Source organism: Pseudokineococcus lusitanus (genome assembly GCF_003751265.1).
In the GTDB taxonomy this organism is placed as follows: domain Bacteria; phylum Actinomycetota; class Actinomycetes; order Actinomycetales; family Quadrisphaeraceae; genus Pseudokineococcus; species Pseudokineococcus lusitanus.
Map to the genome: position 1 here is coordinate 16219 of NZ_RJKN01000003.1, position 15107 is coordinate 31325.

Genomic DNA, 15107 nt, shown 5'->3' on the forward strand with positions numbered 1-15107 from the left:
GCCCAGGCGGAGGCGGCTGCCCGGCGCGACGGACGGTCGTGGTCGGCGCCGCCCGGGCGACGAGGGGGCGGCATGGTGCTCGCCGGGCTGCCCGCTCCGCTGCGGCGGCTCCTCGCCGGACGCCCGACCCCGTCGGCCGAGGTGCTGCGCTTCCTCGTCGTCGGCGGGACCGGCTTCGTCGTCGACGTCGGCCTCTTCACGCTCCTGCGCCTCGGGCCGCTCGACGGCCACCCGCTGACCGCCAAGGTGCTCTCGACGGCGGCCGCGGTCGTCGTCACCTGGCTGGGCAACCGGACGTGGACGTGGGGGCACCGCGCCCGGGCGTCCACCCGCCGCGAGCTCGCCCTCTACGTGGCCGCGAGCGTGGGCGGGATGCTCGTCGCCCTCGCCTGCCTCTACGTCTCCCACTACGTGCTCGGCTTCCGCAGCGTCCTCGCCGACAACGTGGCGGCCAACGGCGTCGGCCTCGTGCTCGGCACCGCCTTCCGCTTCGTCGCCTACCGCACGGTCGTCTTCCGCGACCGGCCCGACGGCGTGGCGCGCGATCCGGCCGGGCGCCGGGGGCCGGCGTGAGCGGCCCCGACGGCGCGGCCCCGCGGACGCTCGTCGTCGTCCCCGTCTACGACGAGGAGCCGACGATCCGGCGCCTGCTCGACGAGGTGCTCGCCGCCGCACCGGAGGTCGACGTGCTCGTCGTCGACGACGCCAGCCCGGACGGCACGGGCGACGTCGTCGCCGCCCGGCCCGAGCCCGCCGTCCACCTCCTGCGGCGCGCGGGCAAGGACGGCCTGGGCGCGGCGTACCGCGCCGGCTTCGCGTGGGCGCTCGCGCACGGGTACGACGTCGTCGTCCAGATGGACGCCGACCTCTCCCACCCGCCCGCCCGGCTGCCCGCCCTCCTCGCTGCCGTCGCCGACGGCGCCGACCTCGCCATCGGCTCCCGCTACGCGCCGGGCGGCGGCACGAGCGGCTGGTCCCGGCGCCGGGAGGTGCTGTCGCGCACCGGTAACGCCTACGTGCGCCGCGTCCTGGGCCTGCGCGTCCACGACGCCACGGCGGGCTACCGCGCCTTCCGGGCCCCGCTGCTCGAGCGCGTCGACGCCCTCGGGACCCGGTCCAACGGGTACTGCCTGCAGGTCGAGACGACCTTGCGCGCCGTCCGGGCGGGCGCCCGGGTCGAGGAGGTGCCGATCGTCTTCGTCGAGCGTGTCGCGGGCCGCTCCAAGATGGACGTCGGCATCGTCGTCGAGACGCTCGCCCGGGTCACCGGCTGGGGCCTGCGCGACCGGCTGGCCCGCCGCCGCGCCGCCCTCCCCCGGTCTTCGTAGCCTTCCACCGCCCTCAGGGCCCCTGGAGGCTACGAAGACCACTGCCGGGGCGCCGGACGTCGGGCGCCGGCGGGTCGGGCGGGCAGGGGTCAGGCGGGCAGGGGTCAGGCGGGGGCGTCCGGGCGCTCGGCGAGGCCCTCGAGGCGCACGAGGTCGCCGTCGTCGTGGTCGGCGGCCGCCCCCTCGACGTCGTCGGGCAACGGGTCGCCCGCGCGGTGCAGCAGCCACGGCCGGACCGGGCCGAGACCGCGCAGCTCGCGCTCGCGCAGCGGGGCGACGGCGAGGTCGCCGGCGGTCCCGCGCAGGAGGCACGCCGTCGTGTCGTCGGCGAGGACGGTGCCGGGCTGGGCGATGGCGGTCAGCCGGGACGCGCGGTTGACGGGCGTGCCGAAGAGGTCGCCGAGGCGTGCGACCACCTGGCCCGTCGCGACGCCGACCCGCACGGGCGGCAGCTCCGGGTCCGCCCGCATCGCCTCGGCGAGGCCCAGGGCGGTGCTCGCGCCGGGCTCGCCGGGGGCGCAGGCGAAGAGGACCTCGTCGCCGATCATCGTGATGACCCGGCCGCCGTGGCGGCCGACGACGTCGGTGGCCGTCAGCTCGAAGCGCTGCACGAGCCGCCCCAGCTCGGCCTCGGAGAGCCGGCTCGTCATCGAGGTGAAGGAGACGATGTCGGCGAAGCCCACGGTGCGCTCGACGGTGGGGACGTCGCTCGCGGCGAGGCCGTCGGCCGCCAGCTGGTCCAGCGCCGAGGCGAGGTGGCGCCGCCACGTGTAGTCGAGGAGCGGCTGCAGGTCCTCGACGAGCTTGACGAGCAGCGGCGGGACGCGGTCGGCCGAGCCGGTCTCCTCGAGCAGCTGCTGGACGTGCCACGACGCGAGCCGGTCCATCGTCCGGCCGATGGCCCGCGCCAGCTCGAGGGCGAGGTCCTCGCCGAGGCGGACCTCGTCGACGAGCCGGGTGACGCGCGTGAGCGCGTCCACGTCGAGCTGGGTGAAGGCCGGCACGGAGGACTCGACGTTCGGCAGGCCGAGCACCCGCCAGAGCCGCCGGGCGTCGCGCAGCCGGACGCCCGCCGCCGTGGCGACGTCGCGCCGGGACAGGACCGGCTCCCCGCCGAGCAACGAGCGCTCGGCCTCCAGCGCTGCGCTGCCGAGCGAGCCCGCGCGGCGGTCCGCCGGACGGCCGCCGTCTCCCCCGTCGGGCCCGTCGGGCCCGTCGTGCGCGTCCTCGTGCTCCGGTCCCGCGCTCACGACGTGGCCCCGGGCCGGACGTGGACGACGTCGCCCGCGGTGACCGTGCGCAGCCCGTCCGCGGTCCGGACGACGAGGGCGCCGTCCGCGTCGAGCTCCTCGGCCACGCCCTCCACGACCTCGTCGCCCGGCAGCGTCACGCGGACGGGCTCCCCGAGCGTCGAGCAGACCTCGCGGACGGGGTCGGTGAGCGCGGCGAGGGCGGCGGGGTCGGGGGCCCCGGGGGACGCGACGGCGTCCCAGCTCCCACGCAGGTCCGCCAGGCGACGCAGCAGCGCGCGCAGGAGGACGTCGCGGTCGGTCGTGGCCGCCCCGGCGAGCCGCAGGGACGTCACGCCCTCGGCCGGGAGCTCGTCCCGGCGCAGGTCGACGTCGAGGCCGACGCCGAGGACGACGACGGGCCCGGCGTCCCCGGGGACGCCCCGGGCCGGCGGGACGACCTCCGCGAGCAGCCCGCAGACCTTGCCCGTGCTGCCCGGCTCGCCGTCGCCGCCGGCCAGCGGGACGAGGACGTCGTTGGGCCACTTGAGGACCGCCTGCAGCCCGGCGTGCCGGCGCAGGACCTGGACGACGGCGAGGCCGCCGAGCAGCGGGAGCCACGTCAGCAGGCCGGCCGCGGCGGGCGGCGTGCGCAGGAGGACCGACAGCGTGAGCGCCCCGCGGGGCGGCGTCGTGAAGGTGCGGCCGCGACGTCCCCGGCCGGCGCTCTGGTGCTCGGCGACGAGCACGGCGAGGTCCGGCGGCCCGGCGGTCCCGGCGGCGTCCGCGGCCCGGACCCGGGCGGCCAGCTCGGTGCTCGTCGAGGGCAGCTCCGCCACGACGTCGAGGGCGCCGAGCGGTCCGGCGGGCGCGACGAGCGCGCCGCGCAGGGCCTCGGCGCGCAGCGGGGGGCGGCCCAGGTCGCCCCAGACGGCCCGGCGGGCGGCGTCCGCGGCGGCCCCGGTGGTCCGGGCGGTCCAGGTGGTCGGCGGAGCACCGCTGCCGCCGCCGGGGAGGTCCGCGGCCGCGGACGGCGGCCGGTCCTCCGGCGGTGCGCTCCCCACGGCGCCAGGGTAGGCGCACTACAGTCGCGCTCCGTCGTGCCCCGCGGGGCGGTCGCCCCCGGCGCCACCGCCGCACGCGCGCCGTCCCACCGGTGGCGGCCGGAGACGCCGGTCCCACCCGCACCGTGCCGCCGTCCCCCGGGAGGACCCCCGTGCCGCCGTCCGTCCCCGCCCCCGAGCCCGTCTCCTCCACGGCTCCCCGCACGACCGCCGAGCGCCTCGCCGAGCTCGGCGAGCGGCTCGCGGCCGCCGAGCAGCCGGGCTCCGCCCGCGCCGTCGAGCGCCAGCACGCCAAGGGCAAGGGCACGGCGCGCGAGCGCCTGCTCGCCCTCGTCGACGAGGGCTCGTTCAGCGAGGTCGACGCCCTGGCGCGGCACCGCTCCACGCAGTTCGGCCAGGACCGCAGCCGCCCGCCGGGCGACGGCGTCGTCGCCGGGCACGCGACCGTCGACGGCCGGCCGGTGGCGATCTTCAGCCAGGACGTCACCGTCTTCGGCGGCTCCCTCGGCGAGGTCTACGGCGAGAAGATCGTCAAGGTCCTCGACCACGCCGCGAAGGTCGGCTGCCCCGTCGTCGGCATCATCGAGGGCGGCGGCGCGCGCATCCAGGAGGGCGTCGTCTCCCTCGGGCTCTACGGCGAGATCTTCCGACGCAACACGCACCTGTCCGGCGTCGTCCCGCAGATCTCCGTCGTCATGGGCGCCGCGGCCGGCGGCCACGTCTACTCCCCCGCCCTCACCGACGTCGTCGTCATGGTCGAGGGCACCTCGCAGATGTTCATCACCGGCCCGGACGTCATCCGCACCGTGACGGGCGAGGACGTGACGATGGAGGAGCTGGGCGGCGCGCGGACGCACAACACCCGCAGCGGCAGCGCGCACCACCTGGCGGCCGACGAGACGTCCGCCCTCGAGTACGTCCGCGACCTGCTCGCGCACCTGCCGAGCAACAACCTCGCCGAGGCGCCCGTCGTCCCGCCGGAGGAGCCGCGCGACCTGGCCACGACCGAGGCCGACCTCGAGCTCGACACCCTCGTGCCCGACGCCGCGTCGGCGCCGTACGACATGCACCACGTCGTGGAGCACCTGCTCGACGACGGCGACTTCCTCGAGCTCGGCGAGCTCTTCGCGCCCAACATCATCTGCGGCTTCGGCCGCGTCGAGGGCCGCTCCGTCGGCGTCGTCGCCAACCAGCCGCTGCAGCTGGCGGGCTGCCTCGACATCGACGCGAGCGAGAAGGCCGCGCGCTTCGTGCGCATGTGCGACGCGTTCAACGTGCCCGTGCTCACGCTCGTCGACGTCCCGGGCTTCCTCCCCGGCACCGACCAGGAGTACGGCGGGATCATCCGGCGCGGCGCCAAGCTCATCTACGCCTACGCCGAGGCCACGGTGCCGCTCGTCACCGTCGTCACGCGCAAGGCCTACGGCGGCGCCTACATCGTCATGGCCTCAAAGCACCTCGGCGCCGACGTCAACCTCGCGTGGCCGACGGCGCAGGTCGCCGTCATGGGCTCGCAGGGGGCGACGAACATCGTCCAGCGCAGCCGCCTCAAGGCCGCGCAGGAGGCCGGCGAGGACGTCGAGGCGCTGCGCGGCGAGCTCGTCGCCGAGTACGAGGACACGCTGCTCAACCCGTGGATCGCCGCCGAGCGCGGCTACGTCGACGCCGTCGTGGCGCCGTCGTCCACGCGGGCCGAGGTCGTCCGGGCGCTGCGGGCGCTGCGGGGCAAGCGGCAGCAGCTGCCGGCCAAGAAGCACGGGAACATCCCGCTGTGAGCCCGGCGGAGGGGACGCCGGACGACGGCCTCGTCACCACGCCCGACGGCGCGCCGCTGCTCCGGGTCGTCAGCGGCGACCCGGACGGCGACGAGCTGGCCGCCGTCGTGGCGGTCGTGGCCGCGGCCCTCACGGTGCCGGCCGCCGAGGGACCGCCGCCGCCCGTCGACCGCTGGGGCGACCCGGCGCACCGCCTCGGGGCACGTGTCCCGGGGCCGGACGCCTGGCGCACGAGCGCGTGGGCCGCGCGGTGAGCGCCGCGCCCCGGGCCGGCCGGCTCGTCGCCGTGCTCGCGCTCGTCCTCGCCCCGCTGCTCGCGCTCGCGCCCGCCGCCGCGGCCGCCGAGCCCTTCGCCCTGCCGAGCCAGGTGACCGACGAGGTGGGCGCCTTCGCCGGCGAGGAGGCCGCCGTCCAGGACTCGCTCGACGAGCTGGCCGACCGCGCCGGGATCGTCCTCTTCGTCGTCGCCGTGGACGACTTCTCGGGCAGCGACGGGCAGTCGTGGGCGCAGGAGACGGGCGAGCTGTCGAACCTCGGCTCCTCCAACGCCGTCTTCGCGGTCGCGACGACCGAGCGCAGCTACGGCACCGCGGCGTCCGTGGACACGGGCGCCGCCGACGCCGCGGCCCTCGACCGCCTCCGCGACGAGGACTGGGCGGGCGCGGTCCAGGCCTTCGCCGACACCCTCGGCGACACGGCGACCGGGAGCGCCGGCGGCGCCGTCGGCCAGGGCGACGGCGCGACGTCGGGCGGCTCGTCCGGCTCCGGCTCCGGCTCCGGCTCCTCGCCGCTCGGCGTCCTCGTCGTCCTCCTCCTCGTGGCCGTGGGTGTCGCCGTCGTCGTGTCCCTCGTGCGGTCGCGCCGGCAGGCAGCCACCGCCGGCGGCTCCGGCCGGCCCGCCGCAGCCGGCCGGGGCGGCCGGGGCGGCCGCGGCGGCCCGCCGCCCGAGCCCCTGCCCGACCTCGAGCGGCGCGCCGGCTCGGCGCTCGTCGCCGTCGACGACGCCGTCATGACCTCCGCGACGGAGGTCGAGTTCGCCCGCGCCGAGTTCGGCGACGAGGCCGTCGTCCCCTTCGAGCAGGCCCTCGCCGGGGCGCGGGAGGACCTCGCCGGGGCCTTCGCCGCGCGCCGCCGGGCCGACGGCGAGGGCGGGACGCCGCCCGACGAGGCGACCCGTCGGGCCGCCCTCGCCGAGGTCCTCGAGCGCTGCGGCCGCGCGGACGCCGCCCTCGACGAGCAGTCCGACGCCTTCGACGCCCTGCGCGACCTCGGCCGCCGGGCCGGCGAGGTGCTCGCGGCGCGCGAGGCCGACCTGCCCGCCCTCCGCGGGCGCCTCGACGAGGAGCGGACCCGGCTGGTCCGCCTCGCCGAGCGGTACGCCGACTCCGCCCGCGAGAACGTCGCGCAGGCGCCGGAGCAGGCCGCCGCGTCGCTGGACCTCCTCGAGGACGAGGTGGAGGCCGGCCGCGCCGCCGTCGCCGCCGGCGACAGCGGGGCCGCCGCCCTGGCGGTGCGCGGCGCCGACCAGGCCGCCGAGCGCGCCCGGGTGCTGCTCGACGGCGTCGCCGCCCGCGAGCGGGACCTCGCCGAGGCCGAGCAGCACCTCGCCGACGCCCGGGCCGAGACCGAGCAGGACCTCGCCGAGGCGCAGGCGCTGCTGGACGGCGGTGACCGCCGCACGGCCGCCGCCCGCGACCTCGGCCCGCTGCTGGCCCGAGCCCGCGCCGCCGTCGGCGAGGCGGAGGCGGCGCTCGGCGAGGGCCGCCGCGACCCGCTGCGCGCGCTGCGGCGCCTCGAGGAGGCCGACCAGGCCCTCGACGCCGCCCTGGCGGAGGTCCGCGAGAGCCGCCACCGGGAGCAGCGGGCCCGCGCGGGGCTCGAGCACGCGCTCGTCGCCGCGCGGTCCGAGGTCGCCTCCGCGCGCGACGTCCTCACGTCGTTGCGCGGCGGGGTGGGCCCCGAGGCGCGCCGGCTCCAGCGGGAGGCCGAGGACGCGCTGCGGCAGGCCGTGGACCTGGCCGACGTCGACCCCGTCGCCGCCCTCGCCCTCGCCCGCCGCGCCGACGAGCGCGCCGAGCAGGCGGTGGCGCTCGTCCGCGAGGACCTCGACCGGCGCGGGCCCTGGGACGGCGGCGGCTACGGCGGCTGGGGCGGCGGGCACCGCGGGCGCGGCAGCTCCGCGGAGGCGGCCGTCATCGGCGGCATCCTCGGCGCCGTGCTGTCCGGCGGCGGCCACCGCGGCGGTGGTGGCTTCGGCGGAGGCGGGTTCGGCGGCGGGGGCTTCGGCGGCGGCGGCGGGGGCTTCGGCGGTTCGGGCGGCGGGGGCGGCTTCGGGGGCGGCGGCGGCTTCGGCGGCTCGGGCGGCGGCGGCCGGTTCTGATGGCGGCCGCGAGCCCCCGCGGCGAGGACGCCGCCGGAGGGCTGCTCGTCCTCGGCAAGATCACGAGCATCCTCGACGCCTTCACCCTCGCCCGGCCCGTCCTCACCCCGGCCGAGCTGCGTGCGGCCACCGGCCTGCCCGCCTCGACGCTGCAGCGCCTCGTCGCCAACCTCGTCCAGCAGGGCTTCCTCGACCGCGCCGAGCACGAGCGCCCGGGCGGCGTCCGCATCGGCGTCCGGATGGCCTACTGGGCGGCGCCGTCGGCCCGGGGCCTCGACCTCATCGACGTGGCGGCGCCCGTCCTGCGCGGGCTGCGCGACGCGACCGGCGAGACGGCGTGCCTGTTCCGCGTCGAGGGCCTGCACCGCGTGTGCGTCGCCCTCGCCGAGACCCGGCACGCGCTGCGCCGCGTGATGCGGGTCGGGATGGTGCTGCCCCTGCACGCGGGCTCGGCCGGCCGGGTGCTCCTCGCGCACGACGACGCGCTGCTGCGGCAGGTCCTCGACGAGGACCTGCCCTCCCTGACGGACGTCACCATCACCGGCCGCGACGAGCTCGTCGCCGCCGTCCGCCGGGCCCGGGAGGACGGCGTCGCGGTGACCACGGGCGAGCGCGACAGCGGGGCGTCCGGCCTGTCCGCCCCGGTCGTCGACGCCGCCGGCGAGGTGGTCGCCGCCCTCACCCTCAGCGGGCCCGCGCTGCGGATGACGCCGGGGTGGTGCGCCGAGCACGTCGACGCCGTCGTGGGGGCGGCCGAGCAGGTCACCCGGATGCTCGGGGGCCGGCCGCCCCGCTGACCGCCTCAGGTGGTGCGGGGCAGCGCCCAGGGGAAGACGTCGGACGGCGACGCGGCCCCGCGGGCCGCCCGGGACCGGCTCGCCTCGCCCAGCTCGCCGAGCAGGTCGCCCGCGAGCCCCACGAGGTCGTGGAAGCCCGCGGGGGTCAGCCAGCCCGGCCGCAGCGCGAAGAGCAGGTCCTCCGAGGCGGTGTTGCCGCTGGCGCCCGGCGCGAAGGGGCAGCCGCCGAGGGCGCCCAGGGCCCCGTCGACCGTCGTGGCGCCCGCCGCGGCGGCCGCCAGCGCGTTCGCGACCCCGAGCCCCCACGTGTCGTGGCCGTGGAAGACGAGGCCCCGGCCGTCGAGGAGCGGGAGCGCCGCCCCGAGGAGGGCGGCGACGTCCGCGGGGACGGCCTGGCCGATCGTGTCGGCGAGCACGACGTCGCACGTCCCCGCCGCCCGGGCGTCGGCGACGAGGGCGAGCACCCGGTCGGGGTCCGTCCGCCCCTCGAAGGGGCACGAGAAGGCCGTGGCGAGGCAGAGCTGCACCCGGCCGCCCACGGCCGCCGCGGCCTCGAGGGCCTCCCCCAGCCCGTCCATGCTCTCGTCGGCGGTGCGGCCGACGTTCGCCCGGTTGTGGCTGTCGGAGACCGACAGGCAGTACTGGAAGCCGGTGGCGCCGACGTCGCCGGCGCGCCGGACGTGCCGCGGCGTCGCCACCCACACCCACGAGCGCGCGTGCTCCTCGGGCGTGAGGGCGGCGAGGACCTCGGTCGAGCCGGCCATCGGCGGCACGAGGTCCGGGCGGGCCATCGAGCCGACCTCGACCTGCGGGACGCCGGCGGCGAGCAGGGCCCGCACGAGGTCGACGCGGCGCGCGACCGGCAGGGTCCGGCCGGTCAGCTGCAGCCCGTCCCGCAGGGTGACGTCCCGCAGCTCGACCGCGGCCAGCCGGTCGGCGGCGAGGCCCTCCGGGGCCGTCCCGGCGCTCACGCCGCGCCCCCGACCAGCGCCGCGACCTGGTCCTCGGTGCGCCCGAGCTCCCGCAGCACCTCGGCGGTGTGCTCGCCGAGGTCGGGGCCGAGGCTGCGCACCGGCAGCGACCGCCCGCCCCCGACGACGGGGACGACGCCCGGGAAGGCGACGTCGTGCAGCACCTCCTCGCCCGTCGAGACGTCCATCCGCTGCACCATCCCCCGCGCGAGGAGCTGCGGGTCGACGACGAGGTCCTCGGCCGTCTGGATGGGGCCCGAGGGGACGCCGGCGGCGTCGAGCGCCGCGAGCGCCTCGGCGGAGGTCCGGCCCGCCGTCCAGGCGCCGATGGCGGCGTCGAGCTGCTCGCGCCGGGCCCAGCGCCCGGCGTTCGTCGCGAGGTCCGGGTCCTCGCCCAGGTCGGGGCGCCCGACGACGTCCATGAGGCGGCGGAAGATCGAGTCGCCGTTGCCGGCGACGACGACGCTCCGCCCGCCGGCGCACAGGTAGGCGTTGGAGGGGGCGATGCCCTCCATCCGCCCTCCCGTCCGGGTCCGGCGGGTCCCGTAGGCGTCGAGGTCGGGCAGGAGCGACTCCATCACCGAGAGCATCGCCTCGTTGAGCGCCACGTCGACGGTGCGCTCGGCGAGGGGCACCGGGTCCAGGCCCGCGGCCCGCCGCACCTCGCGCTGGTGCAGGGCCATGACCGTGCCGAAGGCGGCGTGCATGCCGGCGATCGTGTCGCCGATGGACACGCCCACGCGGACGGGGGGCCGGTCGGGGTCGCCGACGAGCTCCCGGAAGCCGCCCATCGCCTCCGCGACGGCGGCGAAGCCCGGCCGCCCGGCCAGGGGTCCCGTCTGGCCGAAGGCCGAGATCCGCGTGAGCACGAGCCCCGGGCGCACCCGCTCCAGGACGTCGGGGCCCAGGCCCCACCGCTCGAGCGTGCCGGGCCGGAAGTTCTCGAGGACCACGTCGGAGGCGGCCACGAGGTCGAGGACCGCCTCGCGCCCGGCGTCGGACCGCAGGTCCAGGGCCACCGACCGCTTCCCGCGGTTGGTGGTGCGGAAGAGCATCGACGTCGTGCCCCTCCCCAGGCGCCAGCCCCGCAGCTCGTCGCCCGTGCGGGGGCGCTCGACCTTGACGACGTCGGCGCCGAAGTCGGCCAGCATGCGGCCGGCCGTGGGCGCGGCGATGTAGTTGCCGAGCTCGACGACGCGGGTGCCGGCGAGGGGGGCGACGGGCACGGGACCTCCTGGGTCTCGGTAGGGCGGACGGCCGGTCACAGCACGAGGGCGAGGAGCAGGACGAAGCCGAGGGCGACGACGGAGGCGACGGAGACCCCGAGCGAGCAGGTCTTCAGCGTCCCGCGCGTGGTCTGGCCCAGCAGCGACTGCAGGAGCCAGAACGTGTTGCTCGTGACGTGGACGAGGAAGAGCGAGCCCGCCCCCGCCGCGAGCGCGACGAGCACGGGGGCGAGCCCGAGCGTGGGGACGACGGGTGCGAGGACGCCGGCGGCGGTGATGGCGGAGATCGTCACCGAGCCCACGGCCACGTGGAGGACGGCGGCGATGGCCCAGACGAGGACGAGCCCGGCGAGGGCCCCGGAGGTGCCGGCGGAGAAGTACTGCCCGAGGACGTCGCCGAGCCCGGCCGCCTCGACGGTGGCGGCGAGCGAGCCGCCCACCCCGGTGAGCAGGAGGATCTGGCCGCTCTCCGCGAAGCCGCGGCCGACCGCGCACACCACCCGCTCGCGGCCCGCGGTGGCCCGGCCGACGGCGCTCGTGCCCAGGACGCCCAGCAGCAGCGCCACCACGGGGTCGGACAGCAGCAGCACGACGGGGTGCTCGAGCCCCGCCACCTCGGCCAGCGCCCCGGAGGCGATGAGGACGAGGGCGGCCAGGAGCGGCGCGAAGAGCAGGAGCAGCCGCGGCTCGCGGCCGGGGGCGGGGGCGTCCCCCGTCAGGTCGCCGGTCGCGTCCCCGGCGGCCCCGCCGGGCGCCGTCGGGGCGGCGGGCGACCCCGCCGGCGACCCGGCGGCCACGGCGGCGGGGACCTCGACGGGCTGCTCGTCCCTGGCCGGGTCCCAGGTGCGCCGGAGGACGGCGGACATGATCGCGACGGAGACGACGACGGTCGGCACCGTCACCGCGACGCCGAGCAGGAGCATCTGGCCCAGAGGGACGCCCAGGAGACCGGCGAGCGCGAGGGCGCCGATGCCGGGCACGACGAGGACGATCCCGGTCTCGAGGCCGATCGCGATCGCCGTGGCCATCCGCGCCGTCCCGGCCGGGCCGATGTGCGGCGCGACGCGGCGGGCCAGCGGCGCGGAGATGACGAGCATGACGTCGATGAAGATCGACTGGAGCACCGTCGCCAGGGCCAGGCCGAAGGTGTACGGCAGCCGCTGCGGCCCGAAGACGCGCAGCAGCGCGGCGACCAGCCGCCGGATGGCCCCCAGCTCGTCGAGCATCGCGCCCATGAGGACGCCGAAGCCGATGAGCAGGCCCACCTCGGCCATGATCGAGCCGAAGCCGCCGGTGACGGTCCCCAGCGTGCCCTCGACCCCCTGACCCGTGGCGAGCCCGAGCCCGACGGCGCCGACGACGAGCGACACCACGGGGTTCACCTGGAGGCGCACGACGAGCAGCACCACCACGAGGACGGCGGCGGCGGTGGTGAGCAGGACCTGGACGTCCGACACGGGGGCTCCTCGGCGCTCGTCGTCGAGCGCGGTCGGCGGGTGACCGAGTCGGCCACATCGTGGGTTGCGACCCACACTATGGGCGGACGGGCCGGTCCGTGGCAACCACCGACCACCCACGTCGTCCGCGCCCGCCGTCGGGCGCGCCCTCCGGACCGGTCGCCGCGACGTCGTCCGCGCACGGGGACGCCGGAGGTGGGAGGGTCGACGGCGGGGCGCGCCGGCGTCCCGGCCGCGGGCCCGCACGGCCCCGGGAGACCGACCACCCACGGAGGAACCCCATGGCGCAGCAGTCCCTGCTCGGCCGCGTCGGCCAGCTGGTGCGGGCCAACCTCAACGCGATGATCGACGCCGCCGAGGACCCGCAGGTGATGCTCGACCAGATGGTGCGCGACTACACGAGCAGCATCCGCGAGGCGGAGGACGCCGTCGCGCAGACCATCGGCAACCTCCGCCTGCTCGAGGCGGACGCCGCCGAGGCGCGCGAGACCGCGCAGCAGTGGGGCGGCAAGGCGCTCGCCGCCAGCCGCCGGGCCGACGACCTGCGCGCCGCCGGCAGCGCCTCCGAGGCCGACCGCTTCGACAACCTCGCCAAGGTGGCGCTCCAGCGCCAGCTGGCCGCCGAGCAGGAGCTCAAGGGCTTCGAGCCCCAGCTGGCCTCCCAGCGGGAGGTCGTCGAGAAGCTGAAGAAGGGGCTGGAGGGCATGCGCGGCAAGCTCTCCGAGCTCAAGACCAAGCGCGACCAGCTCGCCTCCCGCGCCAAGGTCGCCGAGGCGCAGAACCGCATGCACGACGCCGTCCGGCACGTCGACCTCCTCGACCCCACGAGCGAGGTGTCGCGCTTCGAGGAGAAGGTGCGCCGCGAGGAGGCCAAGGCCGCCGGGCGCGCCGAGCTGGCGGCGTCGTCGCTCGACGCGCAGTTCGAGGAGCTCGACGCGAGCGGCGACGACCTCGAGGTCGAGGCCCGGCTCGCGGCGCTCAAGGCCGGCTCGGCCGGCTGACCGGGACGGCACCGTCCCGCCGGGCACGCCCGGCGGGACGGTGCCGCCGGGCGTCCGCGGCCGGCCCGCACGGCTGACCTAGCCTGGCGGAGATGTCCTCTCCCGCCGTCCCGGCCGCTCCCGCCCCCCGCACCCCCTCCTCCGTCGACGCCGTCGCCGACGCCCACGTCGAGGCCTACGCCGCGCTCGACCCCGTCGCGGCCACGGGCATGGGCGTCGCCGGCCACGAGGACCGCCTCACCGACTACTCGCCCGCGGCGGCCGACGGGCGCACCGACCTGGCCCGGCGGACCCTCGCGGCGCTCGACGGCCTCTCCCCCGCCGACGACGTCGACGTCGTCACCCTCGCGGCGATGCGCGAGCGGCTCGGGCTGGAGGTCGAGCTCGCCGAGGCCCGCGTCGGCCGGGCGGACGTCACCGTCCTCGCGACGCCGCTGCAGGACGTGCGCGAGGTCTTCGACGTCATGGCGCGGGACACCGCGGACGACTGGGCGACCGTCGCCCGGCGCCTTTCCGCCGTCCCCGACGCGCTGGCCGGCTACGGACGCGCCGTCCTCGAGGAGGCCGCGGACGGCCGCGGGCCCGCCGTCCGGCAGGTCCTCGCCGCCGCGGAGCAGGCCGAGGACGCCGGCGACCCGGCCGGGTACTTCGCCGACCTCGCCGCCGGCGCCCGCCCCGGCGGCGCCGCGCCGTCGCCGGCCCTGGCCGCGGACCTCGCCCGCGGGGCTGCGGCCGCCGCCGCCGCCTACGCGGACCTCGCCCGGACGCTGCGCGAGGACGTCCTCCCCCGTGCGCGGGAGGACGACGCCTGCGGCCGCGAGGAGTACGCGCTGCGCAGCCGCCTCTTCCTCGGCGCCACGGTCGACCTCGAGGAGACCTACGCCTGGGGGCTCGCGGAGGTCGCCCGCGTCGAGGCCGAGATGGCGGAGGTGGCCCGGGAGATCACCGGCGGCCCCGACGTCGACGCGGCCGTCGCCGTGCTCGACGCCGACCCCGCCCGCCGGCTCCCCGACGTCGACGCCTACGTCGCGTGGATGCAGGACCTGTCCGACCGCACGGTCGTCGAGCTCGGCCGCGAGCACTTCGACGTCCCCGAGCCGCTGCGGACGCTCGAGTGCCGCATCGCGCCCAGCGCGACGGGCGCCATCTACTACACCGGGCCGAGCGAGGACCTCGTCCGGCCGGGCCGCATGTGGTTCTCCGTGCCGCCCGAGCAGACGACCTTCACGACCTGGCTCGACACGACGACGGTCTTCCACGAGGGCGTGCCCGGCCACCACCTCCAGGTGGGCCAGACGCTCCTGCGCGGCGACGTCCTCAACCGCTGGCGCCGGACGATGGCGTGGTGCAGCGGCTACGGCGAGGGCTGGGCGCTCTACGCCGAGCGGCTCATGGCCGAGCTCGGGTACCTCGACGACCCGGGCGACCGGATGGGCATGCTCGTCGGCCAGGTGCTGCGGGCCTCGCGCGTCGTCGTCGACATCGGCCTGCACTGCCGCCTCGCCGCGCCCGCCGAGGTCGGCGGCGGCACGTGGGACGCGGCGAAGGTCGGCGAGTACCTGCGCGGCCACGCCCGCCAGGACCCCGCCCTGCTGCGCTTCGAGCACCTGCGCTACCTCGGCTGGCCGGGGCAGGCGCCGTCCTACAAGGTCGGCGAGCGGCTCTGGCTCCGCCTGCGCGACGACGTCCGCGCCGCGGAGGGCGACGCGTTCTCCGCGAAGGCCTTCCACCGGCGCGCGCTCGACCTCGGCGCCGTGGGGCTCGACGTCCTGGCGGCGGCGCTGACGCCGGCGGAGGCCGTGACGCCGCGGGCCTGACCGGCGCGCGAGCCGCTTCCCGACCCGACGGGTCGAGAATGTGGGGAATGGGGCCTGGGGCA

Annotated in this window: 13 protein-coding genes; 8 read left to right on the forward strand and 5 right to left on the reverse strand. The window is 78.1% G+C overall.

Annotated elements, in window-relative coordinates; translation table 11 throughout:
- Nucleotides 1-72: 72 nt before the first annotated feature.
- Nucleotides 73-573, forward strand: a complete 501-nt coding sequence (locus tag EDC03_RS06045) for a GtrA family protein (protein WP_123379347.1) — start codon at nt 73-75, stop codon at nt 571-573.
- The gene (locus tag EDC03_RS06050) at nt 570-1328 is read left to right on the forward strand and encodes a polyprenol monophosphomannose synthase (protein WP_123379348.1); all 759 of its coding nucleotides are present in this window, start codon (nt 570-572) and stop codon (nt 1326-1328) included. Before EDC03_RS06045 ends, EDC03_RS06050 begins: the two co-directional genes overlap by 4 nt.
- Nucleotides 1329-1432: 104 nt before the next feature.
- Here the strand turns inward: EDC03_RS06050 and EDC03_RS06055 are convergent, their stop codons facing one another.
- Nucleotides 1433-2578, reverse strand: coding sequence for an adenylate/guanylate cyclase domain-containing protein (locus EDC03_RS06055; RefSeq protein ID WP_123379349.1), 1146 nt, complete (start codon nt 2576-2578; stop codon nt 1433-1435).
- A complete protein-coding gene (locus tag EDC03_RS06060) occupies nt 2575-3621 on the reverse strand; it encodes a biotin--[acetyl-CoA-carboxylase] ligase (RefSeq protein ID WP_123379350.1) in 1047 nt (348 codons plus the stop codon). The genes EDC03_RS06055 and EDC03_RS06060 overlap by 4 nt, the downstream gene beginning before the upstream one ends.
- A 152-nt stretch (nt 3622-3773) precedes the next feature.
- Between EDC03_RS06060 and EDC03_RS06065 the strand changes: the two genes are divergently transcribed.
- The 4 genes from EDC03_RS06065 to EDC03_RS06080 are packed head-to-tail and all read left to right on the forward strand — an operon-like array spanning nt 3774 to nt 8573.
- Nucleotides 3774-5396, forward strand: a complete 1623-nt coding sequence (locus EDC03_RS06065; RefSeq protein WP_123379351.1) for an acyl-CoA carboxylase subunit beta — start codon at nt 3774-3776, stop codon at nt 5394-5396.
- A complete protein-coding gene (locus tag EDC03_RS06070; RefSeq protein ID WP_123379352.1) occupies nt 5393-5650 on the forward strand; it encodes an acyl-CoA carboxylase epsilon subunit in 258 nt (85 codons plus the stop codon). The genes EDC03_RS06065 and EDC03_RS06070 overlap by 4 nt, the downstream gene beginning before the upstream one ends.
- Nucleotides 5647-7776, forward strand: coding sequence for a TPM domain-containing protein (locus EDC03_RS18395; RefSeq protein ID WP_148058025.1), 2130 nt, complete (start codon nt 5647-5649; stop codon nt 7774-7776). Before EDC03_RS06070 ends, EDC03_RS18395 begins: the two co-directional genes overlap by 4 nt.
- The gene (locus tag EDC03_RS06080; protein WP_123379354.1) at nt 7776-8573 is read left to right on the forward strand and encodes an IclR family transcriptional regulator; all 798 of its coding nucleotides are present in this window, start codon (nt 7776-7778) and stop codon (nt 8571-8573) included. The genes EDC03_RS18395 and EDC03_RS06080 overlap by 1 nt, the downstream gene beginning before the upstream one ends.
- Nucleotides 8574-8578: 5 nt before the next feature.
- On the opposite strand, the gene EDC03_RS06085 is transcribed toward EDC03_RS06080, so the two are convergent.
- The 3 genes from EDC03_RS06085 to EDC03_RS06095 are packed head-to-tail and all read right to left on the reverse strand — an operon-like array spanning nt 8579 to nt 12227.
- Nucleotides 8579-9544 (reverse strand): beta/alpha barrel domain-containing protein, encoded by a 966-nt coding sequence (locus tag EDC03_RS06085; protein WP_199719993.1) that lies wholly within the window; start codon nt 9542-9544, stop codon nt 8579-8581.
- Nucleotides 9541-10770 carry a CaiB/BaiF CoA transferase family protein gene (locus EDC03_RS06090; protein ID WP_123379355.1) on the reverse strand — a complete coding sequence of 410 codons (1230 nt, stop codon included), beginning with the start codon at nt 10768-10770 and terminating at the stop codon, nt 9541-9543. The genes EDC03_RS06085 and EDC03_RS06090 overlap by 4 nt, the downstream gene beginning before the upstream one ends.
- 35 nt (nt 10771-10805) lie before the next feature.
- Entirely contained in the window at nt 10806-12227 is a 1422-nt protein-coding gene (locus EDC03_RS06095) for a GntP family permease (RefSeq protein ID WP_123379356.1), read from the reverse strand.
- Nucleotides 12228-12508: 281 nt separating this feature from the next.
- On the opposite strand from EDC03_RS06095, the gene EDC03_RS06100 reads away from it, so the two are divergent.
- Together EDC03_RS06100 and EDC03_RS06105 are read left to right on the forward strand one after the other, a co-directional pair.
- Nucleotides 12509-13228 carry a PspA/IM30 family protein gene (locus EDC03_RS06100; RefSeq protein WP_123379357.1) on the forward strand — a complete coding sequence of 240 codons (720 nt, stop codon included), beginning with the start codon at nt 12509-12511 and terminating at the stop codon, nt 13226-13228.
- A gap of 92 nt (nt 13229-13320) precedes the next feature.
- The gene (locus EDC03_RS06105; protein WP_123379358.1) at nt 13321-15045 is read left to right on the forward strand and encodes a DUF885 domain-containing protein; all 1725 of its coding nucleotides are present in this window, start codon (nt 13321-13323) and stop codon (nt 15043-15045) included.
- Nucleotides 15046-15107 lie beyond the last annotated feature (62 nt).

Bases quoted from the DNA above. Each gene is read 5' to 3' on its own strand.
- EDC03_RS06105 (WP_123379358.1), top strand. From the start codon at position 13,321: ATGTCCTCTCCCGCCGTCCCGGCCGCTCCCGCCCCCCGCACCCCCTCC.
- EDC03_RS06080 (WP_123379354.1), top strand. From the start codon at position 7,776: ATGGCGGCCGCGAGCCCCCGCGGCGAGGACGCCGCCGGAGGGCTGCTC.
- EDC03_RS06100 (WP_123379357.1), top strand. From the start codon at position 12,509: ATGGCGCAGCAGTCCCTGCTCGGCCGCGTCGGCCAGCTGGTGCGGGCC.
- EDC03_RS06045 (WP_123379347.1), top strand. From the start codon at position 73: ATGGTGCTCGCCGGGCTGCCCGCTCCGCTGCGGCGGCTCCTCGCCGGA.